This is a genomic window from Haloprofundus halobius (assembly GCF_020097835.1).
GTDB classification, from domain to species: domain Archaea; phylum Halobacteriota; class Halobacteria; order Halobacteriales; family Haloferacaceae; genus Haloprofundus; species Haloprofundus halobius.
In genome coordinates this window covers 2,625,394-2,651,197 of record NZ_CP083666.1, presented here as the reverse complement: position 1 = coordinate 2,651,197, position 25,804 = coordinate 2,625,394, and the positions used below count along the sequence as shown (strand labels likewise).

Annotated in this window: 26 protein-coding genes; 15 read left to right on the top strand and 11 right to left on the bottom strand. The window is 66.7% G+C overall.

What is annotated here, in order from left to right; translation table 11 throughout:
- Window positions 1-35 precede the first annotated feature (35 nt).
- Window positions 36-1,241, top strand: a complete 1,206-nt coding sequence (locus tag LAQ74_RS14030; RefSeq protein ID WP_224333157.1) for an inorganic phosphate transporter — start codon at window positions 36-38, stop codon at window positions 1,239-1,241.
- Window positions 1,242-1,366: 125 nt separating this feature from the next.
- Here the strand turns inward: LAQ74_RS14030 and LAQ74_RS14025 are convergent, their stop codons facing one another.
- Window positions 1,367-2,782 (bottom strand): hemolysin family protein, encoded by a 1,416-nt coding sequence (locus LAQ74_RS14025; protein ID WP_224333156.1) that lies wholly within the window; start codon window positions 2,780-2,782, stop codon window positions 1,367-1,369.
- 122 nt (window positions 2,783-2,904) lie between these two features.
- On the opposite strand from LAQ74_RS14025, the gene LAQ74_RS14020 reads away from it, so the two are divergent.
- The 3 genes from LAQ74_RS14020 to LAQ74_RS14010 are packed head-to-tail and all read left to right on the top strand — an operon-like array spanning window position 2,905 to window position 4,375.
- Window positions 2,905-3,216 carry a glutathione S-transferase N-terminal domain-containing protein gene (locus tag LAQ74_RS14020; RefSeq protein WP_224333155.1) on the top strand — a complete coding sequence of 104 codons (312 nt, stop codon included), beginning with the start codon at window positions 2,905-2,907 and terminating at the stop codon, window positions 3,214-3,216.
- Window positions 3,216-3,725: a redoxin domain-containing protein gene (locus LAQ74_RS14015; protein WP_224333154.1), complete on the top strand. Its 510-nt coding sequence runs from the start codon at window positions 3,216-3,218 to the stop codon at window positions 3,723-3,725. Before LAQ74_RS14020 ends, LAQ74_RS14015 begins: the two co-directional genes overlap by 1 nt.
- Window positions 3,722-4,375 carry an L-threonylcarbamoyladenylate synthase gene (locus tag LAQ74_RS14010; protein WP_425498537.1) on the top strand — a complete coding sequence of 218 codons (654 nt, stop codon included), beginning with the start codon at window positions 3,722-3,724 and terminating at the stop codon, window positions 4,373-4,375. Before LAQ74_RS14015 ends, LAQ74_RS14010 begins: the two co-directional genes overlap by 4 nt.
- Window positions 4,376-4,387: 12 nt before the next feature.
- Here the strand turns inward: LAQ74_RS14010 and LAQ74_RS14005 are convergent, their stop codons facing one another.
- Both LAQ74_RS14005 and LAQ74_RS14000 read right to left on the bottom strand, forming a co-directional pair.
- A complete protein-coding gene (locus LAQ74_RS14005) occupies window positions 4,388-5,062 on the bottom strand; it encodes a CRISPR-associated protein Cas4 (protein ID WP_224333152.1) in 675 nt (224 codons plus the stop codon).
- A gap of 209 nt (window positions 5,063-5,271) precedes the next feature.
- Window positions 5,272-5,871 (bottom strand): conditioned medium-induced protein 4, encoded by a 600-nt coding sequence (locus LAQ74_RS14000; protein WP_224333151.1) that lies wholly within the window; start codon window positions 5,869-5,871, stop codon window positions 5,272-5,274.
- Window positions 5,872-5,978: 107 nt separating this feature from the next.
- Between LAQ74_RS14000 and LAQ74_RS13995 the strand changes: the two genes are divergently transcribed.
- The 4 genes from LAQ74_RS13995 (at window position 5,979) to LAQ74_RS13980 (ending at window position 10,309) form a co-directional block, all read left to right on the top strand.
- On the top strand, window positions 5,979-6,563 hold the full coding sequence (locus LAQ74_RS13995) for a biotin transporter BioY (RefSeq protein ID WP_224333150.1): 585 nt from the start codon (window positions 5,979-5,981) through the stop codon (window positions 6,561-6,563).
- A gap of 5 nt (window positions 6,564-6,568) precedes the next feature.
- On the top strand, window positions 6,569-7,288 hold the full coding sequence (locus LAQ74_RS13990; RefSeq protein ID WP_224333149.1) for an energy-coupling factor ABC transporter ATP-binding protein: 720 nt from the start codon (window positions 6,569-6,571) through the stop codon (window positions 7,286-7,288).
- Window positions 7,282-7,986 carry an energy-coupling factor transporter transmembrane component T family protein gene (locus tag LAQ74_RS13985; protein WP_224333148.1) on the top strand — a complete coding sequence of 235 codons (705 nt, stop codon included), beginning with the start codon at window positions 7,282-7,284 and terminating at the stop codon, window positions 7,984-7,986. The genes LAQ74_RS13990 and LAQ74_RS13985 overlap by 7 nt, the downstream gene beginning before the upstream one ends.
- A gap of 94 nt (window positions 7,987-8,080) precedes the next feature.
- Window positions 8,081-10,309, top strand: a complete 2,229-nt coding sequence (locus tag LAQ74_RS13980; protein WP_224333147.1) for a (Fe-S)-binding protein — start codon at window positions 8,081-8,083, stop codon at window positions 10,307-10,309.
- A gap of 27 nt (window positions 10,310-10,336) precedes the next feature.
- On the opposite strand, the gene LAQ74_RS13975 is transcribed toward LAQ74_RS13980, so the two are convergent.
- Both LAQ74_RS13975 and LAQ74_RS13970 read right to left on the bottom strand, forming a co-directional pair.
- Window positions 10,337-10,792: a ferritin-like domain-containing protein gene (locus tag LAQ74_RS13975; protein WP_224333146.1), complete on the bottom strand. Its 456-nt coding sequence runs from the start codon at window positions 10,790-10,792 to the stop codon at window positions 10,337-10,339.
- A gap of 99 nt (window positions 10,793-10,891) precedes the next feature.
- Entirely contained in the window at window positions 10,892-11,212 is a 321-nt protein-coding gene (locus tag LAQ74_RS13970) for a 4Fe-4S dicluster domain-containing protein (RefSeq protein WP_224333145.1), read from the bottom strand.
- Window positions 11,213-11,456: 244 nt separating this feature from the next.
- On the opposite strand from LAQ74_RS13970, the gene LAQ74_RS13965 reads away from it, so the two are divergent.
- From LAQ74_RS13965 to LAQ74_RS13955, 3 genes are all read left to right on the top strand, one after another.
- Window positions 11,457-12,089 (top strand): hypothetical protein, encoded by a 633-nt coding sequence (locus LAQ74_RS13965; protein WP_224333144.1) that lies wholly within the window; start codon window positions 11,457-11,459, stop codon window positions 12,087-12,089.
- An 88-nt stretch (window positions 12,090-12,177) separates the two neighbouring features.
- Window positions 12,178-12,654, top strand: coding sequence for a cupin domain-containing protein (locus tag LAQ74_RS13960; RefSeq protein WP_224333143.1), 477 nt, complete (start codon window positions 12,178-12,180; stop codon window positions 12,652-12,654).
- A gap of 45 nt (window positions 12,655-12,699) precedes the next feature.
- Window positions 12,700-13,056, top strand: coding sequence for a DCC1-like thiol-disulfide oxidoreductase family protein (locus tag LAQ74_RS13955; RefSeq protein WP_224333142.1), 357 nt, complete (start codon window positions 12,700-12,702; stop codon window positions 13,054-13,056).
- A 59-nt stretch (window positions 13,057-13,115) separates the two neighbouring features.
- Here LAQ74_RS13955 and LAQ74_RS13950 read toward each other — a convergent pair whose 3' ends face one another.
- The 5 genes from LAQ74_RS13950 to alaS form a co-directional block, all read right to left on the bottom strand.
- Window positions 13,116-13,403 (bottom strand): DUF7853 family protein, encoded by a 288-nt coding sequence (locus LAQ74_RS13950; RefSeq protein WP_224333141.1) that lies wholly within the window; start codon window positions 13,401-13,403, stop codon window positions 13,116-13,118.
- 248 nt (window positions 13,404-13,651) lie between these two features.
- Window positions 13,652-14,815, bottom strand: coding sequence for an acyl-CoA dehydrogenase family protein (locus LAQ74_RS13945; protein WP_224333140.1), 1,164 nt, complete (start codon window positions 14,813-14,815; stop codon window positions 13,652-13,654).
- Between the two features lie 81 nt (window positions 14,816-14,896).
- A complete protein-coding gene (locus tag LAQ74_RS13940; RefSeq protein ID WP_224333139.1) occupies window positions 14,897-15,613 on the bottom strand; it encodes a type 1 glutamine amidotransferase in 717 nt (238 codons plus the stop codon).
- A gap of 89 nt (window positions 15,614-15,702) precedes the next feature.
- Window positions 15,703-16,488, bottom strand: a complete 786-nt coding sequence (locus LAQ74_RS13935; protein WP_224333138.1) for an alpha/beta fold hydrolase — start codon at window positions 16,486-16,488, stop codon at window positions 15,703-15,705.
- Between the two features lie 66 nt (window positions 16,489-16,554).
- Window positions 16,555-19,323: an alanine--tRNA ligase gene (alaS, locus tag LAQ74_RS13930; RefSeq protein ID WP_224333137.1), complete on the bottom strand. Its 2,769-nt coding sequence runs from the start codon at window positions 19,321-19,323 to the stop codon at window positions 16,555-16,557.
- A gap of 110 nt (window positions 19,324-19,433) precedes the next feature.
- On the opposite strand from alaS, the gene LAQ74_RS13925 reads away from it, so the two are divergent.
- Both LAQ74_RS13925 and LAQ74_RS13920 read left to right on the top strand, forming a co-directional pair.
- Complete coding sequence (locus tag LAQ74_RS13925) at window positions 19,434-19,613, top strand: hypothetical protein (RefSeq protein ID WP_224333136.1); 180 nt, start codon at window positions 19,434-19,436, stop codon at window positions 19,611-19,613.
- Between the two features lie 67 nt (window positions 19,614-19,680).
- On the top strand, window positions 19,681-22,593 hold the full coding sequence (locus LAQ74_RS13920; protein ID WP_224333135.1) for a GAF domain-containing protein: 2,913 nt from the start codon (window positions 19,681-19,683) through the stop codon (window positions 22,591-22,593).
- Between the two features lie 63 nt (window positions 22,594-22,656).
- Here LAQ74_RS13920 and LAQ74_RS13915 read toward each other — a convergent pair whose 3' ends face one another.
- Window positions 22,657-23,682: a threonine aldolase family protein gene (locus tag LAQ74_RS13915; RefSeq protein WP_224333134.1), complete on the bottom strand. Its 1,026-nt coding sequence runs from the start codon at window positions 23,680-23,682 to the stop codon at window positions 22,657-22,659.
- Window positions 23,683-23,850: 168 nt separating this feature from the next.
- Between LAQ74_RS13915 and LAQ74_RS13910 the strand changes: the two genes are divergently transcribed.
- Both LAQ74_RS13910 and LAQ74_RS13905 read left to right on the top strand, forming a co-directional pair.
- The gene (locus tag LAQ74_RS13910; protein ID WP_224333133.1) at window positions 23,851-24,765 is read left to right on the top strand and encodes a DMT family transporter; all 915 of its coding nucleotides are present in this window, start codon (window positions 23,851-23,853) and stop codon (window positions 24,763-24,765) included.
- 79 nt (window positions 24,766-24,844) lie between these two features.
- Window positions 24,845-25,624 (top strand): HFX_2341 family transcriptional regulator domain-containing protein, encoded by a 780-nt coding sequence (locus LAQ74_RS13905; protein WP_224333132.1) that lies wholly within the window; start codon window positions 24,845-24,847, stop codon window positions 25,622-25,624.
- The last annotated feature ends 180 nt before the right edge of the window (window positions 25,625-25,804 follow it).

Sequence of the window (25,804 nt, the reverse complement as noted above, 5' to 3'; positions counted from 1 at the left end):
GTAGGCACTTGTAAATTGCGCGCGCAGAGACGATAATGGTAGCCGTCGAGACGGTCGCGACGTTCGTCGTAGCGGCCCTCGCCAGTCTGTTCATGGCGTGGGCCATCGGTGCCGGGTCGTCGGGGTCGACGCCCTTCGCCCCCGCCGTCGGAGCCAACGCTATCTCCGTGATGCGCGCGGGCTTCATCGTCGGTATTCTCGGCTTCGCCGGCGCAGTACTCCAGGGCGCGAGCGTCACCGAAGCCGTGGGGACGGAACTCATCGTCGGGGTCGAACTGTCGGCCATCGCGGCGACGGTCGGACTGTTGACGGCCGCGGTGCTCGTCGCCGTCGGCGTCTTCACCGGCTATCCCATCGCCACGGCGTTCACCGTCACCGGGGCCGTCGTCGGCGTCGGTCTCGCCCTCGGCGGCGCGCCCGCGTGGGCGAAGTACCAAGAGATCGTCGCGCTGTGGGTGCTCACGCCGTTCGTCGGCGGCGGCATCGCGTACGCGACGGCGAAGACGCTCCGCAACGACCGCATCGCCGAACGGTTCGCCGTCCCGTTTCTCGCCGGTATCGTCGCCGCACTCGTCGCGAACGTCCAGTTCTCGATGCTCGGCCCGGGGAGCGAGGGGGCAAGCGTCGCCGTCGTAGTCGCCGCGAGACTCGCACTCCCTGCCGTCTCGGGTCTCCCGGTCGGTCGCCTGCTCGTCACGCTCGTCTTCGCCGCGCTCGTCACTGCCGCGCTCCACCGCGACATGGTACGCGACGCCGACGCCGGGCAGCGACGATTTCTCCTGGTGCTCGGCGGCCTCGTCGCCTTCTCGGCGGGCGGTAGTCAGGTCGGGTTGGCCATCGGGCCGCTCGTGCCGCTTCTGGGTCCGGCGATGCCGATTCCGCTCGTCGCCGTCCTCGTCGGCGGCGGTCTCGGCCTGTTGGCGGGGTCGTGGACTGGCGCGCCGCGGATGATCAAGGCCATCGCACAGGACTACTCCTCGCTCGGTCCGCGCCGCTCCATCGCCGCACTCATCCCCTCGTTCGCCATCGCGCAGGCGGCCGTCGCCTTCGGCATCCCCGTCTCGTTCAACGAGATTATCGTCAGCGCCATCATCGGCAGCGGCTACGCCGCCGGCGGGAGCGGCGTGAGTCGCCAGAAGATGCTGTACACGGTGCTCGCGTGGGTCGGGTCGCTGGCGCTGGCGCTGGCGCTCGGCTACGGCGTGTTTGCCGCCGTCGACTTGTTGCTGTCGTCGGTGTGAGCCGCGCCGTCCGTATCGCCCGCCCCGTCCGCATCGTCTCCGACGCGCGGCAGCGAGAACGTCACCGAACAGCCGTCGTCGTCGCGGTCGATTCGATTACTCTCCCGACTACCGCTGGAGACGTATTATGTTCGCCGCGGTTGGTCGGTCTCAGAAGACGGGTCGACCTCCTGTTCCACCTCGTCGCCGTCGGACTCCTCCGCGGTCGACTCGGGCGTCGTGATTCGCGCGCGCATGATACGGGTGTTGTCGACCTCCTCGATGTGGATGACGACGCCGTCGTACTCGATCTTCTCACCCTCCTCGACGAGTCGTCCCGCGCGGTTGAAGATGAACCCGGCGAGCGTCTCGAACTCCTCCCCTTCGGGGAGTTCGAGGTCCAACATCTCGTTCACCTCGTCGATGTTGACCTCGCCGCGGACGAGCGTCGTGCGCTCGTCGACGGTCTCGAACGCCTCGTCCTCGTCGCCTTCGAGGATGTCGCCGACGACTTCCTCGGCGACGTCTTCGAGCGTGATGATTCCCTCAGTCGTCCCGAACTCGTCGATGACGACGACCATCTGGAGGCGGTTTTCCTGCATCTCCGCGAGCAGTTCGTCGACGTTCTTCGACTCGGGAACGTGCAGCGTCGGGTTGACCACGTCGTCGAGGTTGTCGCTGCCCTCGCCGTAGTGTTTCTCGCGGACCAAGTCGCGCACGTTGACGATGCCGATGATGTTGTCGAGGTTGCCGTCGTAGACGGGGATGCGCTCGTGGTCGGCCTGGACGCACGTCTCGATGGCCTCCTCGATGGTCGCGTTCTTCGGGACGGCGGTCACGTCGAGCCGCGGCGTCATCACCTCCTTGGCGATAGTGTTGGTGAAGCGGAAGATGCGGTCGAGCATCTCGCGCTCCTCCTCCTCGATGACGCCCTCGCGCTCGCCCGTCTCGATCATGTCCTGAATCTCGTCGCGGGTGATGTAGGTGGACTCGATGGCCGACTGGCCACCGGTGAACTTGTTGACGAGCCGGGTGAGGTAATCGAAGACGACGACGAGCGGGTAGAGGACGTACTCGGAGTACTTCAGCGGGCGCGCGACCCGCAGCGCCCACGACTCGGTGTGTTCGACCGCGTACGACTTCGGCGCGCTCTCGCCGAACAGCAGGACGAGCGTCGTGATGCCGAGCGTCGAGATGAGGACCGACTCGATGCCGCCGAACTGGTAGTACGCTAGCAGTCCCGTCGTGATGGAAGACATCGCGATGTTGACGATGTTGTTCCCGACGAGAATCGTCACGAGGAGGCGGTGGGGGTTCTGCTTCAGCGACTGCACCGTCTCCGAGTTCGGGACGTTGTCCTCGACGAGCGAGTCGACACGGTGTTTCGCCAGCGAGAACATCGCTATCTCGGAAGACGAGAAGAACGCCGAGAGCGCAAGGAGAATCCCGATGGTGGCGACGCCGCCGATGGCAACGGTCGTCGGGTTGACCGGTACGGGGCCGGTCGCCTGAGCGGACTGTAGAAACACAGAATGAGCTGTGTGTGGCAGCGGCAAACCCATGTGACACGTATCCTTATCTTGGACCTGAATTAAGAGTTGTCTTCTCTCACGTTGATAACTGGTACCATCGCTGACGTTCCGCGAGCGAAGCGCTTAGGCCGCGAACGCCCCTACCCGGTGGTATGTCCGACGACCCGGCGATTACCCTGTACCGATTACAGGCGTGTCCGTACTGCGAGCGCGTCGTCCGAAAACTCCACGAGTACGACCTCGACTACCACTCGCGGTTCGTCGAACCGATGCACTCCGAGCGCAACGTCGTCAAACGCATCTCCGGGAAACGTACTGTCCCGGCCATCGTCGACGAGAACACGGGACTGACGATGTCGGAGTCGGCGAACATCGTCGAGTATCTGACCGAGACGTACGGCGGAGCCGCGACGGACGGCGGCACCGACCTCGACGACGACACCGAGGACGGGGGTGCGGCGTAATGGTCGACTTCGAGGTCGTCGACCTCCCCGAGACGGACCACGTCGACGTCGGCGACACGGCACCCGACTTCACCCGCCCGCTCGTCAACGCCGAGTACTGGGAGGGCGCGTCGCTGTCGGAGCTCACCGACAACGGACCCGTCCTCCTCGTGTTCTACCCGATGGACGGCGCGTTCCCGGCGACGTACATGTGGAACGAGATGCGCGACCGGGAATGGGGGAACACGCTCACCGTCGTCGGCCTCTCCATCTCGTCACCGTACGAGCACAAGACGCTCATCGAGGAGCGAGGGATGGAGTACTCGCTGTTTTCGGACCCGCAGAACGGCGTCGCCCGCGAGTACGGCGTCGAGAACGACCTCGACGGGATGGCCGGCGTGAGCGAGGCGCGTCCGGCGGTGTTCCTACTTGACGAGGATCGGACCGTCGAGTACGCGTGGGTCGCCAGCGAGTGGCCCGATTTCCCCGACTACGACGAGGTGGAGGCGGCCATCGCCGACCTCGCCTGACCGCGAAACCGAGCGACGACCGAACGCAGTACGCTTTTTTGTCCGAGCGTCTACCCACGGCTATGGACACAGTCGCAGACGCCGTCGCCGCCGTCGAGCGCGGCGAGGCGGTCGTCTACCCGACCGAGACGGTGTACGGACTCGGCGCGGACGCCCTCGACGCCGACGCCGTCGAGCGCGTGTTCGAGTTGAAGGGTCGCGCCCGCGACAACCCCCTGTCGCTCGGCGCCCCGAGCGTCGACGCCGCACTCCGGTACACCGACCCGACCGACCGAGAGGTTCGGTTCATGCGCGAGTTCCTTCCGGGACCTGTCACCGTCGTCGCCGCCCGCCGGGAGATGGTTCCCGATGTGCTCACCGCGGGACGCGAGCGCGTCGGCATCCGGGTCCCCGACCACGACCTGGCCTTCGAACTGCTCGCCGAACTCACGCCAACGCCGCTGACGGCGACGAGCGCGAACCGGAGCGGTGCCGGAAGCGTCCGCCGCGTCGACGAACTCGACCCCCGAATTCTCGAATCAGTCGGCGCAGTACTCGACGACGGCGAGACGCCCGGCACCGAGAGCACCGTCGTCGACGTGGGGCGTAACGTAATCCACCGCCGCGGTGCACGGGCCGACGACATCGAGGCGTGGCTGAAACGCGAGTAGGCCACTCCGATCTCACAGGCCGAACAGCGAGCGCAGCGACCGCGTTTTGACACCGCACTGACTGCGATACTCGCACGTCGAACACTTGTCGCTGCCGCGGAGTCGCGGTGGTGGGCCGTCCATCGACCGAACCGTCCGGACCGCAGTACGGTACGTCGCCTTCGCTCGCGTCGTCAGCCGTACAGTTCTGACCGCACCGACGGCCGGATACTCGACGAGTGTCCGCGAGATCTCGCGCTCTTCCTCCCACGAGAGCGCTTTCGCCGCTGCGACGGCGCGCACTTTCTGCGGCTTCCAGACCCCCTGCTCGGGCGGGTGACCGGGCGAGACGAGCGTGGGTGTCGGCACGTCGCCGTCGGTCTCCGATTCGCCCTCGAGAATCTTGTGCGCCATACCTCGGGCGTCCCGTCCGTGGAGCAGCCGGTCGCGTTCGGTCGGAGTGCAGAGACTCGGCCACTCGTCGCGTTCGCCGAGCCCTCGGAGCGCCCGACGGTACTCGTCGGGTTCGACCGCGACAGGAAGTGCTCGAATCGTCCCGTCGTCAGCGTCGACGAGTTCCTCGTAGCGAAACGCCAACTCCCGAATCTCGGCAACCTCGGGCGGCGGTCCCCGTTCGTCGTCGCGGCGAGCGTAGTACAACTGTCGCGGACAGTACGTCGCCCGCGCGAGGTCCGTGAACGTCGGCACGAAACAGATTGGTTCCGTTCCGGTATTTGAACCTACGGGCCTCGCCGTCGACGCCCAGACAATACAGTACGGGACGGTGCGGTGCTGTGCGGAGGCGGTCTACCTAGCCGTTGTACCGCGAGCGACCGAAGGGAGCGAGCGGCCTTTTTTGGTGCAGATTTTTTACAAGCGGGGTGCGCTTCGCGCACCCCCGCAGTAAAAAAGGTGCGTCAGAAGGAAACGTTCGTCTCGATATCTTCGGTCGCGTCTTTCAGGCCGTCTTCACGAGCGGTTTCGGCGAGACGTGCCGAGAGGTCCGAGTCGGTGAGCAGTTCGGCGAACTCGTCGCGGAAGCGGTCGTTCGCTCGGGTCGACCGCTGGTCGGCCTCGACGATAGCCGAGTACCGTCGGACGGTCGCCTCGTCGCTGTCGAGTTCGGCGGCCCGGTCGCTCACCGACACGTCGTCGACGATGAGCGTTCGAAGCTGGTCGAGCGCGAACGGCGCGTCGCGATCCGCCTCGCTCACGAGATGCAGGTCCATCCGCGCGTCGAACACCGCCGACTCGTCGACGTCCAGTTCCGCAGCCAGTTCGTGGTCGGACTGTTCGTCGTAGAATCCGCGAACGATTCGCACGAGCGTCTGGGTCTGCAGGTCGCTCGTGAACTCGTACCGACTCCGCATCGTCGTGACGAGTTCGTCGAGTCGGCGCTCGACGTTCTCCTCGTCTTCGGTCAGGGAGCCTCGTTCCTCCTCCTGACTCTCCGTGACGGTTTCCGACCCGGTCGCATCAATGAAGATATCCCGGAGCTCCGCCGTCTTCTCGTCCATGGTGGCTATAGAACATCCTTGCCGTACAAAAGCCTACTGCCAAATTACGCGGGGTACGAAATGTCGTAAACCAACGAATTAAAGTGGGTTTACGAGACAGCAACCCTATGGCTACATCGACGGACAGCGTCGAACTCGTCGGCGACGAGACCGTCAAGAACGTCGCCCGCGCCGCCCTGTTCGCGGCGCTGATGGGCGCGTTCGCCTACGTCTCGTTTCCGAACCCCGTCTCGCCCGCACCCGTGACTCTGCAGGTACTCGGCGTCTTCCTCGCCGGAATCATGCTCGGTCCCGTCTGGGGCGGTGCGGCGATGGTGCTGTATCTCGCCGCCGGGGCCGCGGGCGTACCCGTGTTCGAGGGCGGCGGTGCCGGCATCGGGTCGCTGCTGGCGAACCCGACGCTCGGCTACCTCTGGTCGTACCCCGTCGCCGCCGCGCTCGTCGGCGTCGTCGTCCATCGGGGCCTCACGCTGCGCGACTACCGCGAGGCGGGCACGCCGCTGCTCGTCGGCGCGATGATTGCCGGAACCGTCGTCATCTACGCGCTTGGGATGGTCGGGCTAATGCTCGTTCTCGGCATTGGCGTCGGCGAGGCGTTCGCCGTCGGCGCGGTCGCGTTCCTGCCAGCCGAGGCGCTGAAAATCGCCGCCGCCGTCGGTATCGTCCGCTCGGACGCCGTCGCCGCCTCGTAACCGAAATGATTCGGGTCCGAAACCTCACGCACCGCTACGGCGACACCGTCGCCGTCGACGACGTCTCGCTCAGCGTCGCCGACGGCGAGTTCGTCCTCGTCGTCGGCGCAAATGGGTCAGGAAAGTCGACGCTCGTCCGCCACTTCAACGGACTGCTCGAACCCGACGCGGGCGAGGTGTCCGTCGACGGCACGCCCGTCTCCGCGGACCTCGTCGCCGCGCGCGTCGCCGTCGGGATGGTGTTTCAGGACCCGCGCGACCAACTCGTCGCGGCCACCGTCGGCGCGGACGTGGCGTTCGGCCCCGAGAATCTCGGTCTCTCGCGGGCCGAAATCGACCGCCGTGTCGACGCCGCGCTCTCGGCGGTGAATCTCGACGGCCGCGAAGGCGAACGCGTCGCCGACCTCTCGGGCGGTGAGCGCGAACGCGTCGCCATCGCGGGCGCGCTGGCGATGGAGCCGACCCATCTCGTGCTGGACGAACCCTTTACCGGATTGGACGAACCCGCGCGGCGGTCGGTGCTCGACCGTCTCCGCGCGCTCCACACGGGCGGAACGAGCGTCATCGTCGTCACCCACGACCTACGGGACGTGTTCTCGCTCGCCGACCGAGTCGTCGGGATGGCCGACGGTCGCGTCGTCGTCGACGGCGACACCGAATCGGCGTCGACCCGCGAGTCGCTCTCCGACATCGACGTTCGCCTCCCGGTTACCGACCCGTGCTGAACTACGTTCCCGACGACTCGCTCGCCCACCGCCTCGACCCGCGGACGAAGCTGCTCGTCCAGTTCGCCTTCGTCGTCGCCGCGTTCGCCAACGAGACGCCCCGCGGTCTCCTCGCGCTTTCGGCGGTGACCGCCGCGTTGCTCGCCTCGTCGGGCCTCTCGCCGTCGACGGCGGTTCGCGAGTACCGGTTCGTCCTCCCGTTTCTTTTCGCCGGTCCGCTCGTCTCGGCGCTGACGCTCGGCCCGCCGTGGGTAGTCGTCGCCGACGCCCGCGAACCCGCCCTCGCCAGCTACCGCGCGTTCTTGGTTCTCCTCGTCAGCGCCGGTTACGTCCGGTCGACGCCCGTCCGCGACACTCGAGCGGCCATCCAGCGTACTGTGCCCGGCAAACCCGGCCAGTTTCTCGGGATGGGTATCGCGCTCGTCTTTCGGTTCTTCCCGCTGTTGCTGGCTGACCTGCGGCGGACGCGCGAGGCGACGGCGGCCCGCCTCGGCGGGGAACGACCGGTCGTCGAGCGAATTCGGCTCACGACGATCGCGGGACTGAACCGCGCGTTCGGCCGCGCCGACCGCCTCTCGCTGGCGCTCCGAGCCCGGTGTTTCGCGTGGAACCCGACGCTTCCGGCGCTCCGCTTCGGCCGTCTCGACCTGCTCGGCTTTGCCGTCGCGGCAGTTCTTGCGGCGTGGGCGCTCGTCTGACCGTCGCGCCGTCTATTGCTCCGGGTCGCTCGCGCTCTCTCGCGCGGCGAAGCGGGTGGCAAGATTTAACCGGTCCGTACCCCGGTGATTGAGTATGACAGATTTGCAGGCAGGCGGCGCAGTCGCGCCGTCTCCGGGCGCTCCAGCGGTGCTCCTGCAGTCGGGAGAGCCGACGCGTCCGACGTTCTGGACCATCAGCCCCGTCGGCGAGGTGGTCTTCTACTGGCTGTCGGCGCTGGTGCTTCTCGTCTTCGCCTACGGCGTCTACGAGCGGTTAGCCCGCTACACCCTCGGCAGCGACGACCCCGTCGACCGCCTCGCCGACCTCCCGGAGCGAGTCGGGATCGCCGCCCGAATCGCCCTCTCGAACGAGAAGCAGTTCGACCGCGACCTCTACGCCGGAATCATGCACGCGTTCATCCTCTGGGGCTTTCTGACGCTGTTCATCGGGACGACGATTCTCGCCGTCGACATGGATATCTGGACGAAACTACTCGGTCAGGAGTCGTTCTTCCAGGGGAACTTCTATCTCTCGTACTCACTCGTGATGGACGCGATGGGCTTTCTGTTCGTCGTCGGCGTCGGGATGGCGCTCTACCGGCGCTACGCCGTCCGTCACGACCGCCTCTGGGGCAAACACACGTCTCTGGAGGACGACGCGTTCATCTGGACGCTGTTCCTACTCGGTGTCGGCGGCTACGTCATCGAAGGGCTCCGCATCGCCGGCACCGGGTTCCCCGAGTTCGAGACGGTGAGCTTCGTCGGCTACTTCCTCGCGCTGGTGTTCGACGCCGCGGGGATGTCCGCCGGGCAGGCCGAGTCGCTCTACTGGTTCGGCTGGTGGAGTCACGCGCTGCTCGCGCTCGGATTCATCGCGTGGATTCCCCGCGCGAAGCCGTTTCACATGCTCTCGTCGTTCGCGAACGTCGTCACCCGCGACGAGAAAGCGGGCAAGCGGCTGCCGAGCGTTCCCGCCGACCTGGACCACGTCAACGCCGAGTCCATCGACGACTTCTCCTGGAAGGAGATTCTCGATCAGGACGCCTGCACGAAGTGCGGCCGCTGTTCGTCGGTCTGCCCCGCGAAAGCCTCCGGTCGGCCGCTCGATCCGCGCGACGTGATTCTCGACCTCAAATCCTACCGCGAGTCGCTCGACGCCGGCGAGACCGAGCCCAAGCCGATAGTCGCCGACGGCGGCGAGTCAGTCGTCGCCGCCGAGACGATGGAGTCGTGCATGGCCTGCATGGCCTGCATGGACGCGTGCCCGGTCGAAATAGAGCACCTCAACTCCTTCACCCGGATGAACCGTCAGCTCACCGACGAGGGCGCGGTGCAGTCGAACATGCAGGACGTCTTCGGGAACCTGATGCAGAAGGGCAACACGTTCGGCGACCCGCCGCGCAAGCGCGCCGACTGGGCGAAGGAGTTATCGTTCGACCTCACCGACGCCCGCGAGGAGGAAGTCGAGTTCCTCTGGTACGTCGGCGACTACCCGAGCTACGACGACCGGAACAAGAAGGTCGCGCGCTCGCTCGCGACGCTGCTCGAGCGCGCCGGCGTCTCCTTCGGCATCCTCTTCGACGACGAGAAGTTCGACGGCAACGACGTCCGCCGCGTCGGCGAGGAGTTCCTCTTCCTCGAACTCGCCGGCCACCACGTCGAGACGTTCGAGGACTGCGAGTTCGAGAAAATCGTCTGCACGGACCCGCACTCGTACAACACGATGAAGAACGAGTACCCCGAAATCGACTTCGGGGAGTTCGCCGACGACCCCGTAATGCCGTTCGAGTACGACGAGTTCTGGAACCAAGAGGGTCAAATTCCGGTGTACCACTGGTCGCAGGTCGTCGAACAGCTCGTCGGCGAGGGCCGCCTCGGTCTCGACGGGACGGAACTCGACTACACGGTCACCTACCACGACCCCTGTCACCTCGGCCGGTACAACGACGTGTACGAGGCCCCGCGCGACATCATCGAGGCGACCGGCTGTGACCTCCACGAGATGCCGCGCAACCGCGCCGACTCCTTCTGCTGCGGTGGCGGCGGCGGCGGCCTCTGGATGGAGTTCGACGAGGAGCCCAAACCGAGCGAGGAGCGACTCCGCGAGGCGCTCGAAGACACCGATGCCGGGTCGGCAGTCGAGAAGTTCGTCGTCGCCTGTCCGATGTGCATGACGATGTACGAGGACGGCAGGAAAACGGGCGACTTCGAAGACGACATCGAAATCGTCGACGTGGCCGAACTGCTCATCGAGGCGCTCGACGCGAAGCGAGAGAAGACGACCGCCGCCGGCGACGACACGCGGCCGGCGACCGCCGACTGAGCCGGGCTCTCCGCTACGTCTCTTCGCTCAGTCGTTTTTGTACTCTTTCTTGAAGCCGCGGAACTCGGTGCGGTGGGCCTCCTCGTCTCCGAGGATGGTGACGCCGATGTCCTCGGTGACGGGGTCGTCGGCCTCCTCGGCCTGCTTGATGAGCGTCCGGTAGGTGTCGATGGCGTCTTCCTCGGCGTCGAGGACGCCGTTGATGACCGAGAGCACGTCGGTCGTATCCTCCGGCGGCTGGAGCGTCTCCTGCCGCGGCTCGAACTCCTGTGAGCCCGGCGGTCGCTCGTCGAGCTGCTTGAGACGCTCGCCGAGCATCTCCGCGTGGCCGAGTTCCTCCTGGATGTCCTCGCGGAGCGACTCCTTGACTTCCTCGGCGCTGACGCCGTCGAGCACGATCGAGTTCGTCAGGTAGTTCATCACCGTCTCCATCTCGTCCACGTACGCCTGCCTGAGCGTGTTGGTGACTTCTTCGGTGGTCATGCACCTGTGGGTGCCACGTCCAGCGTTATCTAACTGGACACCGGTCGTCGACGCAGACTATCGTCTCCGAACGAACGCGGCGACGAAGGACGAAGACGCTCAGTCCCGACTCGCGTCCACGTCGATGGCGTCGACGGGACAGATATCGACGCAGAGCATACAGTCGATGCACTGATCCTCGTAGGTCGGTTCGACTTTCTTCTCGCTCTCGGGATGGTCCGGGGTATCCACCCACGTGAACACGTCGACGGGGCAGTTTTCCAGACACGCGCCGTCGGCGATGCAGATGTCGTAGTCGACGGCAACGTGCGTTCCGTGAATGCCGAGTTTCTCCGGCGGGTCGACTGATCCCCAGACGTCGACACCGTTCTCCTCGCCGACTTTCTCTCGATTTGCGTCGAAGTTCGGGTCGATTCCCATTGTCGAACGATGGGTGGGTCAGCCACTTAAGGGCACGTCTCTGCGAACGGAGTGAGCAGATGGCTCGTCAGACTCGCACAACTCGTCTGACGGCGTCTTCGCAAACGGAGTGAGCGGACGACTCGTCGCGCACCTCTCGCCGTGACCGATTCGCTCGGAGAACGGACCGTCCTGTTTCTCAGAGCACCGGTTTATGCCGTTACACGACGTTCTCTACACCGATTCAGTAGAATCAGTGGTTTCGATGCAAACAACTAACGTAACTACCTCGAACGCGAGCGGTCGCGCTCGACTCTTCGGTATCGCCGCCGTCGTCGGCGGCGTCGTCCTCCTGGCGTCGATGTTGACGAACTCCGTCTACCCCCGCGCCGACGAGATCCCGGGAACGATGCTCTACTCGGCGTTCTACATCGCCACGACCGCCGCCGCAGCCCTCCTGACGGTGGGTGCAGTCGCGGCGGTCGCCCGGTTCCGCGAGACGCTCGGCCGAGTCGGACTCGCCGGGGCCGCGCTGGCGGCGCTCGGCTTCCTGTCGATGACCATCGGCGGGACGATGAACTACCTCGACGCGAACCCGGCGGCCCCGAACCTTCCCGGCGGCTCCTTCGCGTTTATCGGTCTGCTCGTCGCTATCGCCGGGAGCGCCGTCGTCGGGATCGCGCTCTGGCGCTCGGGCGTCGCGAAAACGGCCGGCGCGCTGGCCGTCGTCGCGCTCGTCGTGTTCGCAGTCGGGTTCGCGGTCGGCCCGACGGCCGTCGCCGGAATCGACGTCCTCTTCGCCGCCTTCGCGCTCGCGTTCTGCGCCGCGTGGATTCTCATCGGCCGCGAGGAGACGCGCGCTCCGGCCGTCGCCGAAACGACGGCTTCGTCGGTCTAACCGACGCTCGTCCGTCTCCCGTTCTCTTTCTTCGTTAGTGCTACCGCTCTCCGCTTGGATTGATAGCGGTCGGTGCCGAATTCGGCGTATGGAGCCCGTCAACGACGCCGACCTCGACTGGAGCGAGACCGACCGCGACGACACCCACTTTCGCCGGAAGAAACTCGCCAGCGCCGCCGGCGGCGAGCGACTCGGCTGTAGTCTCTACGAACTCCCGACCGGCGGCAACTCGTGGCCCTACCACTACCACACGGGCAACGAGGAGGCCATCTACGTGCTCTCGGGTCGCGGAACGCTCCGTCTCGGCGACGACGAACACGACCTCCGGTCCGGCGACTACGTGGCGCTTCCCGCCGGTGAAGCGGGCGGCCACCGCGTCGGCAACGACGCCGACGAACCGCTCCGCTACCTGGTGCTGTCGACGATGGACGACCCCGACGTGAGCGTCTACCCCGACTCCGGGAAGATCGGAATCTTCGCGGGTTCGGCTCCCGGCAGCGACGACCCCCGACTCGTCGAGGGGTACTACCGCCGCGACGACACCGTCAGCTACTGGGACGAGTGAGTGAGAAACTGGATACACTAAGGGTGCGGCCGCCGAAGCGAACGTATGTCCGTGCCGCGCCTCGTCTACGACGACGACTGCGGCTTCTGCACGTGGTGTGCCGTCGTCGCCGACCGCTACGGCGAGTTCGAGCTGGTCGGGTTCGCGGCGCTCACCGACGACCAACTCGCTCGCCTCCCCGACGACTACGAGACGTGCGCGCATCTGCTCACCGACGACACCGTCTTCTCCTGTGGGGCGGCCGCAGAGCGGGTGCTCGCGACGTCACATCCGCTTTTCGAGTGCGTCTTCTCGCTCCTGCGGCGCGTACCGGCGTACCCGGCGGTCCGCGAGCGTCTCTATCGGTGGGCCGCAGACCGGCGGGCGCTCTGGGGACGCATCGTCAGTCGGTCGTCGGCGTGATGGGAGGACGAACTAACGGGGTCGCTGTTCTCGACCCGGTGTGGGGACCGAGAGGGACGTTACTGAATCGTCCGGCGGATGTAGCCGAGTACGGCTTCGCCGGGTTCGACGTCGCGTTCGGGGGCGGACTCGAGATACGTCGCGAGCATCTGTCGGAGCCTGCGGAGTTCGCTGCCGGTGAAGGTTTCGTTCTCTTCGACCTTCTCGCGGAGCGTGTGCTCCTGCATCGGTTTCTGTCCGGTGTCGAGCGTGCGCTCGATGGCCGCGAGAACGGCGGCGTGGACGACCCACGACTCGGCGTGCGTGAGGTCGAGTTCGGCTGAGCCGTTGTACGCTGGAGTGGTCATGGCTCGTCCGCCGTTACGTTGTCAACAGGTAAAGCCTCCCCGTCCGTGTCACAACCGAAACGTACATCCATCTCCGGCGAGAGTGTGTGATTTCCAACGTCTGCGGCGTTTCTCCGAAAACTGATTCAAAAATTGACTGTAAGTTAGTCGGGTCGGTCTCCCGGTGTGACTGGTAGTTCTCCGCTACCGAATCCATCCGAACGCCGCAATTCCGGACTCTCACCGCGATTGCGGGGATCCCCGACTATCTACTCGAAAGCCGCAATCCCGGTGAGATCCTTCCCGAGTACCAGCGTGTGGATGTCGTGGGTTCCCTCGTAGGTGTACACCGTTTCGAGGTTCGCGAGGTGTCGCATCGGCGAGTAGTCGGTCGTGATGCCGTTGCCGCCGAGCATCTCCCGGGCGACGCGGGCCTGGTCGCGCGCCATCCGGACGTTGTTGCGCTTGGCCATCGACACCTGCTCGGGTCGGAGGTCGCCGCGCTCCTTCAGGTCGGCGAGGCGGTACGCGAGCAACTGACTCGTCGTAATCTGGGTCGCCATCTCCGCGAGTTTCTCCTGTTGAATCTGGAACCGGGCGATGGGACCGCCGAACTGCTCGCGGTCGGTGGCGTACTGCCGCGCCGTCTCGAAGCAGTCGCGCGCCGACCCGACCGCTCCCCACGCGATGCCGAACCGCGCCTGCGTCAGACACGACAACGGGCCTTTCAGCCCCTCGACGCCCGGGAGGACGTTCTCCTCGGGGATGCGGACGTCGTTGAGGCCGATTTCGCCCGTGATGGACGCGCGCATCGAGAGTTTGTCCTCTATCTTGTTCGTCGTCACGCCGTCGCGGTCGGTCTCGACGAGGAAGCCGCGGATCGGCGAGTCCTCCGCGGAACTGTCGCGCGCCCAGACGACGGCCACGTCGGCGATGGGCGAGTTCGTGATCCACGTCTTCGAGCCGTTGAGGACGTACTCGTCGCCATCTGCCTCCGCGCGCGTCTCCATCCCGCCGGGGTCTGAGCCGTGGTTCGGCTCCGTCAGACCGAAGCAGCCGACGGCGTCGCCGGTCCCGAGGTCGGGGAGCCAGCGTTCCTTCTGCTCGTCGCTCCCGTAGGCGTGAATCGGGTACATCACGAGCGCGCCCTGCACGCTCGCCATCGACCGGATACCCGCGTCGCCGGCCTCCAACTCCTGCATCAGGAGGCCGTAGGCGCGCTCGCCAACGTCAGGGAGGCCGTAGCCGTCGAGGTTCGGCGCGTAGAAGCCGAGCTCACCCATCTCGGAGACGAGCTCCCCGGGGAACGTCCCCGCCTCGTAGTGGTCACCGATGTCGGGTTTGACCTTCTCGTCGACGAACCGGCGAGCGGTGTCGCGAATCATCCGCTCCTCCTCGTCGAGATCGGCCTCCAAATCCACGTAATCGAGCATGTACGACTCTGCGGGGCGTCGTGTGAAAAAGCGTTCGCAAGTGTTGCCTGTTGCCTACCGACGCACCGAGTTCGAGCGGGCTCAGACCTCCGCCGCCTTCTCCTCGCGGCGCTCCTCGCGGACGCGTTCCGCGTGGGCGACGAAATTGTCGAACAACTGCTTCGCTTCACAGGCGGCGTCGAACTGCTCGGTCGTGATTCCCGAAAGCACCTCGTCGACCCGTGTGTCGCCGAGCTGCTCGCGCTTGCCGTCAGTCACCTCGCGGGCCGTCTCCACGTCGTACTCGGGGTGGAACTGCACGCCGTAGCTGTTGCCCTTCCGAAAGGCGTGGACGCCGAACTGGTTTTTCGCCAGCAGTTCCGCACCTGGCGGCAGTTCGAGCACCGTGTCGCCGTGCGTCGTGAAGACGGTGAAGCGCTCGTCGATACCGCCGAACAGCGGGTCGTTTTCGAGGTGTTCGACCTCGTTGTATCCGATCTCGAAGTCGTCCATCCCGCCGACACGCCCGCCGAGCGCCTCGGCGAGCACTTGGTGGCCGTAACAGACGCCGAGAACCGGAATCCCCCGCTCGGCGGCTTCGGCGACGTAGTCGACGAGCGGGGGAATCCACTCTTCGTCCCAGTAGACCGACGCCCGAGAGCCGGTGACGACGACACCGTCGTACTCGTAGCTCTCCGGTAACTCTCCCTCGCTGGCGGCGAACTCCACGAGGTCGGCGTCGAGTTCGCGTCTGAAGTTCCGTCTGGTGCTTCCGCTGCCGTGAGAGGCGTCGAGAAGCGCGAAGCGAAGTCTGCTCATAGTAGAGAATCAGTCTCTCGGGGCTGAAAGGCGTTGCGTCCGGGCGAATCCTGCCGAGGTCTGCGGCGGTCCGCGGTCGCCCGCGACGGCTACGGCTCCGCGTCGGCCTGCCCCTCCAGAAACGCGAGCAGTCGGTCGTTCACGTCCTTCGACGCTTCGACGCCGACGAGGTGGTTCGCACCGTCGACGGCCGCGAACGTTCCGCGCGGGAGTCCCTCGGCGAGTTCGCGGCCGCGTTCGACGGGCCAGGCCGAATCCGCCGTGCCGTGCACCACGAGCGCCGGCGTCGTCATTTCGTACAGTCGGTCGCTCACGTCGAACCGCTCGACCGCAGCCCGCTGCGCCTCCCACGCTCCCGGTGACGCGTCCTCGTCGGCGCGCCACGCGACGATTCGGTCGACGACGTCGGGATGCCGCTCGACGAACGACGACGAGAGCGCCGCTTCGGTCGCACGGCGGAGCGCGTCGCGGTCGGTCGGGTCCGCGTACAGCGGCGCGGCGTCCAACCCATCTCCCGTCGCGGCGGTAGCCAGCAGCGTCAGACTCGCCACTCGGTTCGAAGAGAGCGCCGTCTGCAGCGCGACCATCCCACCCAGCCCTGCGCCGACGAGATGCGCTTTTCGAACCTTGTGGGCGGCGAGCACGACTTCGAGGTCCTGCGCCAGTTCGCCGACGGTGTACGGACCGTCCGGGGCGTCGGAGTGACCGACGCCGCGCTGGTCGTAGACGAGACTCTCGAACGGACCGGCGACGGCGGCGTGCTGCCAGCCCCACTGCCACGCGCCGTAGCCCGCGTCGCCGACGAACGCGACGGTTTCGCCGTCGCCGTCGGTCTGATAGTGAAGCGAGACGCCGCCGTTCGTTGCGGTAACCATTGTCGATAGCTCACGCGTCGACACCGTCAGCGTTGCGTCCGCGGACGCGGAACACGGAGGTCCTGTCTACGCGTTCAGGACGTTCCGGAGCACGTCCGGTGCTCTGTCGAGCGCCTCGTCGAGTTCGTCGGCGTCGGGGCCGCCGCCCTGCGCGAAGTCGGCGGGACCGCCGCCGCCGCCGCCGACCATCCCGGCGAGTTCGCCGACGACTTCGCCGGCGTTGATGCCGACGCCGTCGGGGACGCTCACGACGAACTGGGCGCTGCCGCCCGCGCCGCTGCCGAGGACGGCGACTTTGCCGTCTTCGGAGAGCGCGGTGGCCGTCGCGCGGAGCTCGTCGGTGTCGGTGTCGAGTCGCTGGACGACGGCGGGCGTGCCGCCGACGTCTATCTCCTCGGCTTCCGCCGCGGCGCGCGCCTCGGCGAGCTCCTGCTTGAGGCGGTCTATCTGCTTGCCCCGCTCCTTCCACTCGGTGAAGAACCGCTCGGCGGTGGCCGGCACGTCCTCGGGGTTCACGTCGAGCACGTCGGCCGCCTCGTACAGCGCGTTCTCGGTCTCCTGGGTCGCGCGAATCGCGGCGTCGCCCGCCGCGAACACGATGCGCTCGACGCCGTCCTGCACCGGCTCCGTCGTGAGGATTTTGATGGCCCCGATGTCGCCGGTCCGCTTGACGTGGGTGCCGCCGCAGGCCTGGATGTCGTCGGCGACCTCGATGAGCCGAATCTGCTCGCCCGGCGGGATGCCGCCCTGATAGAGGTCGAACCCGTACTTCTCCTGGGCGTCGTTGCGGTCGGGCCACTGTTGTTTCACCGGGACGTTGTCGCGGACGAGGCTGTTGGCGACACGCTCTATCTCCTCGACCTGTTCGCGCGTGAGGCGCTCGTAGTGGGTGATGTCGAAGCGCGACCGGTCGACGCCCTTCTGGGCACCCGCCTGCCGGACGTGGTCGCCGACGACCTCCCGGGCCGCGTAGCCGACGATGTGCGTCGCGGTGTGGTGCTGCATGAGGCTGCGGCGGCGTTCGATGTCGACCTGGCCGCGGACGAACTCGCCCTTGCCGGGGTCGTCGGTGGTCCGGTGGAGGATGACGCCGTCGCGGCGCTGGACGTCCGTCACGTCGACGGAGCCGTCCTCGGAGGTAATGATGCCGTGGTCGGCGGGTTGCCCGCCGCCTTCGGGGTAGAACATCGTCTGGTCCAACACCACGTCGTAGCCGTCCTCGCGTTCGAACACGTCGAGGACGACGGCCTCGAACTCGGTCCGGTCCTGGTCGTCGTAGTAGAGCTGTTCGGTCTCGGGCAGGTCCGCGAGTCGCTCGTCACGCTCGGTCGTCTCCTGGCTCTGCTGAGGCGTCTCGTGGCGCGCGGCGACCAGCGAGTAGAAGTCGTCGGGAATCGCCACGTCGACGCCGCGATCGTCGGCGATCTCCTGCACCATGTCCGGCTGGATGCCGTGGCTGTCGTACAGTTCGATGAGTTCCTCGGTCGGAATCGGCTCGTCCTTCTCGGCGTACTCCTCGGCTAACTGTCGGACGCGGCGGCCCCCGCGGTCGAGCGTCTCTCTGTACTTACGCTCCTCGGTCCGGACGATGTCGCGAACCGTGTCGCGGTTCTCGTAGCCGAGGCGTTTGGCCTGCATATCGACGAGTTCGTCGAGCGGTGCGTCGACACCGACGTTGTCGACCAGTCGCTTCGTCCGCCGCAGCACCATTCGCGAGAGGTAGCCCGTCCCGACGTTCGAGGGGACGATGCCGTCGCCGAACATGTACGCGAGCGTCCGACAGTGGTCGGCGATGGCGTAGATGTCTTCGAGCGGCCGCATCAACGCCGTCAGCTCCTCGGCGTCGACGTCGAGCCGTCCCGCGATGTCCGAGCGGGCCGTCTTCATGTCCTCGGCCTCGTCGATGTCCATCGCGCCCGCCAGCTTGGCGGCGCGGTGGACGAGTTCTTCCTCCTCGTCGGTGTGGTCGATTCCCGCGTTCTCCTTGAGGAACGCGATCATGTCGGGGTAGACCGCCTCGTACACCGTCGGCGTCCCCTGGCTCATCCACGTCCAGCGTTCGAGGCCGTAGCCGGTGTCGACGATGTACGTGTCCATCGGCGAGTAGCGATTGCCATCCTTGAGTTCGTACTCGCCGTCGGGGTCCTGTTCCATCGACATGAAGACGAGCGTCGCTAGTTCGGCACCCTTGTAGATAACCTCGATGGCGGGCCCGGCGTTGCCGCCGCCGACCCACGGGTCCTCGATGTACGTTATCTCCTCAACGTTCGCGCCGAGGCTCTCGAAGAACTCGTCGCAGTACTGGACCGTCTCGTCCTTCCAGTACACCTCGCCCTCGTAGGCGTACTTGTCGCCGACCTCCTCGCGGGCGTTGAACGCGTGGTGGGCCATCATCTCGAACGCCATCGTGTGCCGACCCGTCTTGCCGACGTTGTCGATGTCCTGCATCCGGATGCAGGGTTGGCTGATGCACAGCGGGTTCGCCGGCGGCGGCGTCTCACCCGACGTGACGAGCGGTTGGAAGTCGTAGATAGACGCCTGTGTCAGCAGCACGTCGTCGCGCCAGCGGTTCGCCGCGACCGGATACGGTTCGATGCGCGTGTGACCGTGCTGCTCGAAAAAGGAGAGAAACTCCTCGCGCATCTCCTCCATCGTGTACGACTCGGCGAAACCGGGGTCGCCGATGAAACTGTACTCGTCGCACGGCGGCTCGCCGCACGTCTCGCGGCCGTGGTCGCGCGTCCAGAAGTGGTCGCCACAGGAGACACACTCCTTGCGCTCGAAGTCGTTCTCCTCGAAATAGTCGAGACGATACTCCGATTCGAGACTGCTCATTGGTTCTGTTTGGCCCATGACCGGCTAAAAGGATTCGGGAACGTCGCGGGGTCGTCCCTCCGTGATTCGTCGGGAGAACTGTTAGGACCTCGGTGCGTCTCAGAGCGGATATGGTGCACACACGGAGCCGAACGTCTCCCGACGGGCGCTCGCTCGCGACGGCGCTGGGATTCGTCGTCCTCGTCAACGCCGTCGGCGCGAACGAGACGCTCCCCGAACGGGACGTGTCGGCCGAACGCGGTGGAGACACCGACAGTCACGGTTTACCCCTCGGGATTCTTATCGGCTAAATAACTGGTCACAGAGCCGAAACGATTATGTTCTGGCTCTCGAAGTAGGAGCAGGTCACCACGACACATGACGCCTTCTTCGCCCGTCCGTGTTCTGCTCGTCACGACCGACTCGCCGCACGACGCGACGGTCGAATCGAGTCTCGCGGACGCTTCCGGGATCTCGGTCCGGACGCTCCGCCCGGGCGATGCCGCTGCCTCTTCCACCGCTGCCGCCTCCTCTACCTCTTCTGTCTCTTCTCCCTCGATGGAGGGAGACGACGCCGACTGCGTCGTCGTCACTTCTCCCGAAGCGCTCTCTCCGTTCGTCGCGGCGTCGTCGCTACCGGTCGTTCTCTGTTCACCTCTCACACAGACGGCCGTCGACGCCCCCGAGCGGTTCGACGGCTACGCCGCGCCGGAGGCAGGCGACCTCGTCGGACAGATCCGGTGGGCGATTCGAACCGCCGGTGATGGTCGTCCTTCGGCGCTCGCTCGCTCGACCTCCGACGCCCGTCGGCCCTCCGACGACCATCGCGCGCGCATCGTCCGCTTCCACGAGCGGACGGCGACGCTCATCGGCGCGTCCACTCCCGAAGAGCTCTACGAGTGGACACACGCCATCGCCGAGGAGGTGCTGGCGTTCGACAACTGCTACCTCGGCGTCGTGGAAGGCGACACGTTCGTCCCGGTAGCGGCCTCCGAGCAGTCGCCCGCGCACAGACCGCTTCCCGTGGACCACGGCGTGATGGGGGCAACGTACCGAACCGGACAGTCGTTCCTCGTCGACGATTTCCACGACTCGGACGTGGCGGACCCGATCTACGACACCTACCGGTCGGGAATCAGCGTCCCCTTCGGCGACGTCGGCGTGTTTCAGGCGCTGGCGGCCGAGCCGGCGGCCTTCGACGAGGTCGAGCTCGAACTCGCGGAGCTGTTGATGCGCTACGCGGCGGAGACGCTCTCACGCATCCGTTCGGAGACCGAACTGCGCCGGAGCCGGCGGAAAGTCGCGCGGCTCCACGAAGCGACGGCGGATCTCGTCGGCTGTACGAACGAGAGCGGCCTCTATCAGCGCGCCGTCGACGCCGCCGCGGAGGTACTCGACCTCGACACCTGTTACGTCCGCTCCGTAGAGAACGGGCGGTTCGTCGTTCGCGCGGTGTCGAACCCGACGCCCGGATGGGACATCGACGACGTGCCTGTCGACCACGGCGTCACCGGACAGACGTATCTGAGCGGCGAGTCGACGCTCGTCTCCGAGATGGACGCCGACGACCGGACCGACCCGACGAGCGACGCCTACCGGTCGGCGCTGTCGGTCCCGATCCCCGACGTCGGAGTGTTCCAGGCGCTGTCCGGATCGCCGAACGCGTTCGACGACCACGACCTGGAGTTCGCCGAGACACTCGTCTCGTACGTGACGGCGACCCGTTCGCGCATCCGCTCGGAGCGCGCGGTCCGCGAACGCAGAGAGACCATCACCCGCCTGCACGACGGGACCGCTCGGCTCACGTCGGCCCACTCGCGCGACGAGCTCTACGACGGCGTCGTCACGGTAGCGGAGGAGATACTCCAGTTCGACACCTGTTACGTCGCCGAGGAGGAAGCTGACTACCTGATTCCGCGCGCGATGTCGTCGGAAGCGCCCGCCGACGGGGCGCGTCCGATGCACGTCTCCGAGGGCGTCGCCGGACGGACGTTCACGACCGGCGAGTCCCAGATCATCCGGGCGGTCGAGGAGACGCCGGAGGCTCGTCCGGCTCGCCCCGAGTACCGCTCCGGTATCAGCGTCCCCATCGGCAACGTCGGGGTGTTTCAGGCCGTCTCCAGCGGACCGGAGGCGTTCGACGAGGCCGACGTCGAACTCGCCGAACTGCTCATCGCCCACGTGACGGAGGTGCTGTCGACGTTCTCGGCGGAGGAGGAACTGCGCGCCGAGCGCGACCGTCTTAGTGCGCTGTTCGAGAACGTCCCCGACGCCGCCGTCGCCTACGAGTTCGTCGACGGCGAACCCATCGTCCGCCGCGTCAACTCGGCGTTCGAGGAGGTGTTCGGCTACGACGCAGACGTCATCGTCGGCGAGAACGTCGACGAGTACATCGTCGCCGACGACGCGGACGCGGGCGATCCGAGTTCCGCCCCGCGACTCAACCAGCAGCTTCAGGACGGCGAGAGCCTTCGCTGCGAGTGCCGACGGCTCACAGCCGACGGTCCGCGCGAGTTCCTCCTGCACGTCGTCCCGCTGGCCATCGGCGAGACGAACGTCGCCGGTTACGCTATCTACACCGACATCACCGAACGAACCCGTCGCGAGAAGCGTCTCGCCAGACAGAACGAGCAGCTAGAGGAGTTCGCCCACATCGTCTCGCACGACCTCCGCAACCCGCTGTCGGTCGCCGTCGGCCACCTGTCGCTCGCCCGCGAGACCGGTTCGGAGGAGTCGTTCGAGGCGGTCGAGCGGTCGCTCGGTCGGATGGACGACCTCATCGACGACCTGCTCTCGCTGGCGCGGGCGGGCCGAACCGTCGACGAGCGCACACCGCTGGACGCCGCGACGGTCGCACGGAGCGCGTGGCGCAGCGTCGAGACCGCCGACGCCACGCTCGACGCGGACGGCTCGATTCCGGTCGACGCCAACGAGAGCCGACTGCGCGGCCTGTTCGAGAACCTCTTCCGGAACGCCGTCGAACACGCCGGGGAGTCGGTGTCGGTCACCGTCGGACCGACCGAAGAGGGGTTCTTCGTCGCCGACGACGGACCGGGCGTCGACCCCGAGGACCGCGAACGCGTCTTCGAGCAGGGGTTCTCGACCGGCGGCGACGGTATCGGTGTCGGCCTCCACATCGTCCGCACCATCGCCGAGGCGCACGACTGGTCGGTCACCGTCTGTGAGAGTCACGAAGGGGGGGCCTGCTTCCACTTCGTCACCGACGAGGCGAACGAGATGCGCGGGGATGATTCGACGGACCCGGACCACATCTCAACCGAGTTCGACTGAGCGGAGTTCGGCGAGTTCGGCCGAGACGAGTTCGACCGTCTCGTCGCGAACGTCGCCGACCGTCTACGCCGACTCGGCGGCCGTGGCGATGCGGTCGAGCGCCTCCTCTACGTCGGCCGCGGAGACGTCCCAGTTCGTACAGAGTCGGACGATTGTCTCGCCGAACGCGCCGCAGGCGACGCCCTCGTTGACGCAGGCGTCGACGAACTCGTTCGCGGTGAGGCCCGCGTCCGCCACGTCGACGACGACGATGTTGGAGTCGGGCGTGGGTGCGACGAGGCCGTCGAGTTCGTTCAGCCCCGCCGCGAGCGTCCGGGCGTTCTCGTGGTCCTCTGCGAGACGGTCGACGTTTTCGAGCGCCAGGAGGCCGGGAGCGGCGATGATGCCGGCCTGCCGCATGCCGCCGCCGAGCAGCTTTCGGGTGCGGCGCGCGCGGTCGATGTACGCCTCGTCGCCCGCGAGAATCGAGCCGACGGGCGCGCCGAGTCCCTTCGAGAGACAGAACATGACGCTGTCGACGTTCTCGACTAGTGATCTGGGGTCTTCGTCGAGCGAGACGGCGGCGTTGAAGACGCGCGCGCCGTCGAGATGGACCGGCACGCCGAGGTCGTGGGCGGCTTCCGCCGCGGCGTCGATGTGCTCTTTGGGGACGGCGACGCCCCCGCGGCTGTTGTGCGTGTTTTCGAGCGTCAGGAGGCCCGTCCCGGGTCGGTGGAGGTCCTCCTCGACGTAGCGCTCGCGAATCTGTTCGGGCGTCGGGACGCACCGGTCGCCGCAGTCGATGGTTCGGACCTGCAGCTGCGAGAGCTGGGCGATGCCGCCGAGTTCCCACTTGACGACGTGGGCCTGTTCGTCGCAGAGCAGTTCCTGGCCGCGGTCGGTGTGCACCCGAACCGCGATCTGGTTGCCCATCGTCCCCGAGGGGACGTATAGGGCGGCTTCCTTGCCGACGAGGTCGGCAGCGCGGCGTTCGAGTTCGTTGACGGTCGGGTCGTCGCGGTAGACGTCGTCGCCGACGTCGGCGTCGCGGGCGGCCTCGCGCATCTCCTCGCTCGGCTTCGTGACGGTGTCGCTGCGGAGGTCTATCATCGTCGGAGACCTCTCGCCGGACGCGCAAATAGTCGCGGGTCTCGGCGACGGTTGTACTTTCTCCGACCGCTTCGACTCGATGCGTCCGTTCCCCGAACGGTATCGATAGTAACGACCGTAACGACCGTAACGCAACGTCGCTATCACCCCCGTTTGGAACGATTCGGTGTGAACACCGACGTAGAGACGCCTGACGGTCGGACGCGACTCCTCCGACGCTCCCCGCACGCCGTCGCCGTCGCCGAAGCGCTGTTTGTCACGGTCCTGTGGTCGAGTTCGTACGTACTCATCCGAACCGGTCTCGACGCGATACCGGCGCTCACGTTCGCCGGGCTTCGCTACGCACTGGCCGCGACGCTGTTATGGCCGCTGTTACTCGGACGAGAGGGCCTCTCGTCGATTCGGGGGCTATCCCGTCGAGAGTGGACGGTTCTCGGTTCGCTCGGTCTGACGATGTACGCGATGACGCAGGGTGCGCAGTTCGTCGCGCTCGCGTCGCTGCGCGCGGCAACGGTGAGTCTCGCGCTCACGCTCACTCCCGTCGCCGTCGCCGCCGCTGGCATCGTCGCGCTCGGCGAGCGCCCGACCGTCCGCCAGTGGGTCGGCATCGCCGTCCTCCTCGTCGGCGTCGGACTCTACCTCGGACCGGTCGCCCCGAGCGGCGACAGGGTCGGACTCGCGGCGGCCGCCGTCGCCCTCGGCGGCAACGCAACGGCGGCGCTGCTCGGTCGAGCGGTCAATCGAGGCGGCCCGTCGCCGCTGGCGGTGACGACCCTCTCGATGAGCCTCGGCGGCGGTCTGCTGCTCGCCGTCGGCGCGAGCGTTCAGGGAGTCCCGGCGCTGTCGACGGAGTCGTGGCTCGTCGTCGGGTGGCTCGCGGTCGTTAACACGGCGTTCGCGTTCACCCTCTGGAACCGGACGCTGCGGACGCTCTCGGCCGTCGAGTCGAGCGTCATCAACAACACGATGCTCGTCCAGGTCGCCCTCTTGGGCTGGCTGTTTCTGGACGAACCGCTCTCGCCGACGGCGTGGTTCGGCCTCCTCGTCGCGGCGCTCGGTGCGCTCGTCGTCCAGAGGCGATGAGCGGGGCCTCTCCGGCGCTGATTTCCGGACGGTTCGGGCCGTTCGACAGTCTCATGACCGACGCCGCCGACCGCCGGATATGACTACGGACGCTCCGGTTCCGTTGCGCGTGCAGGTGGTCCCCCTCGGGTTCGAGTACGCCCGATTCCGCGACCCCGTGCTCCGGTGGCGCGCCGACAAGGTCGTCGCCATCGAACACGCCGACGCCGCCGACATCGACTATCTGGACGCGTTTCTCGCCGAGCTGGAGGGGAACGACCGCATCGACCTCGAACTCCGGACGTGCGACATTTTCGACCTCTACGACGCGCTCGGAAGCATCGCCGAAGCCATCGACGACCACGCCGACGACGAGGTGTTCGTCAACCTCTCGGGGGGTAGCAAGATCACCGCTATCGCGGGGATGATCGCCTGCATGGCGACCGGTGCGACGCCGTTCTACGCCAAACCCGACTACGGCCCCGACGGCCGGGAGGTCCCCAAGGACCCACTGCACGCCACGGTCGAGTCGGTGTTCGCGCTGCCAACGTACCCTATCGACGCGCCCTCGCCGACGCTCGTCGCGTTCCTCTTGTACGTCGACGCCGAAACCGACGAGACGACCGACCCCGGCGGCCGCTCCCGCGGACCGAACAAGAGAGATCTCATCGACTTCGCGCGCGAACGCGACTTCGACTTTGTCGCGACCTCAGCGGCGACGACCGAGAAAGCCTACTACCGACTGCTCGACTCGCGCGTCCTCGACCCGCTTCTCGCCCGCGGCTACGTCGAAACCGAGCGCATCGGACGCCGGACGCGCGTCACGCTCACGAACGACGGCGAGAACGCGCTCCGGGCGTTCCAGCATCTCGTCCCGTGACTACCAGTCTACGGCCAGCGAGAGTCGAGGCGCGCGGCTCCGTCGCCCTCCGTGGCGACGAACCGTGCGCGAGGGAGTCGGCGACGCTCGTGTCGCCGACGAGGCTGGGGAGGTCTGAGGTGGCGGTGTGGTCTCTCGGTGCGCCCGGCAGCTAGAATCGAAACGGCACTGTTGGCTGTG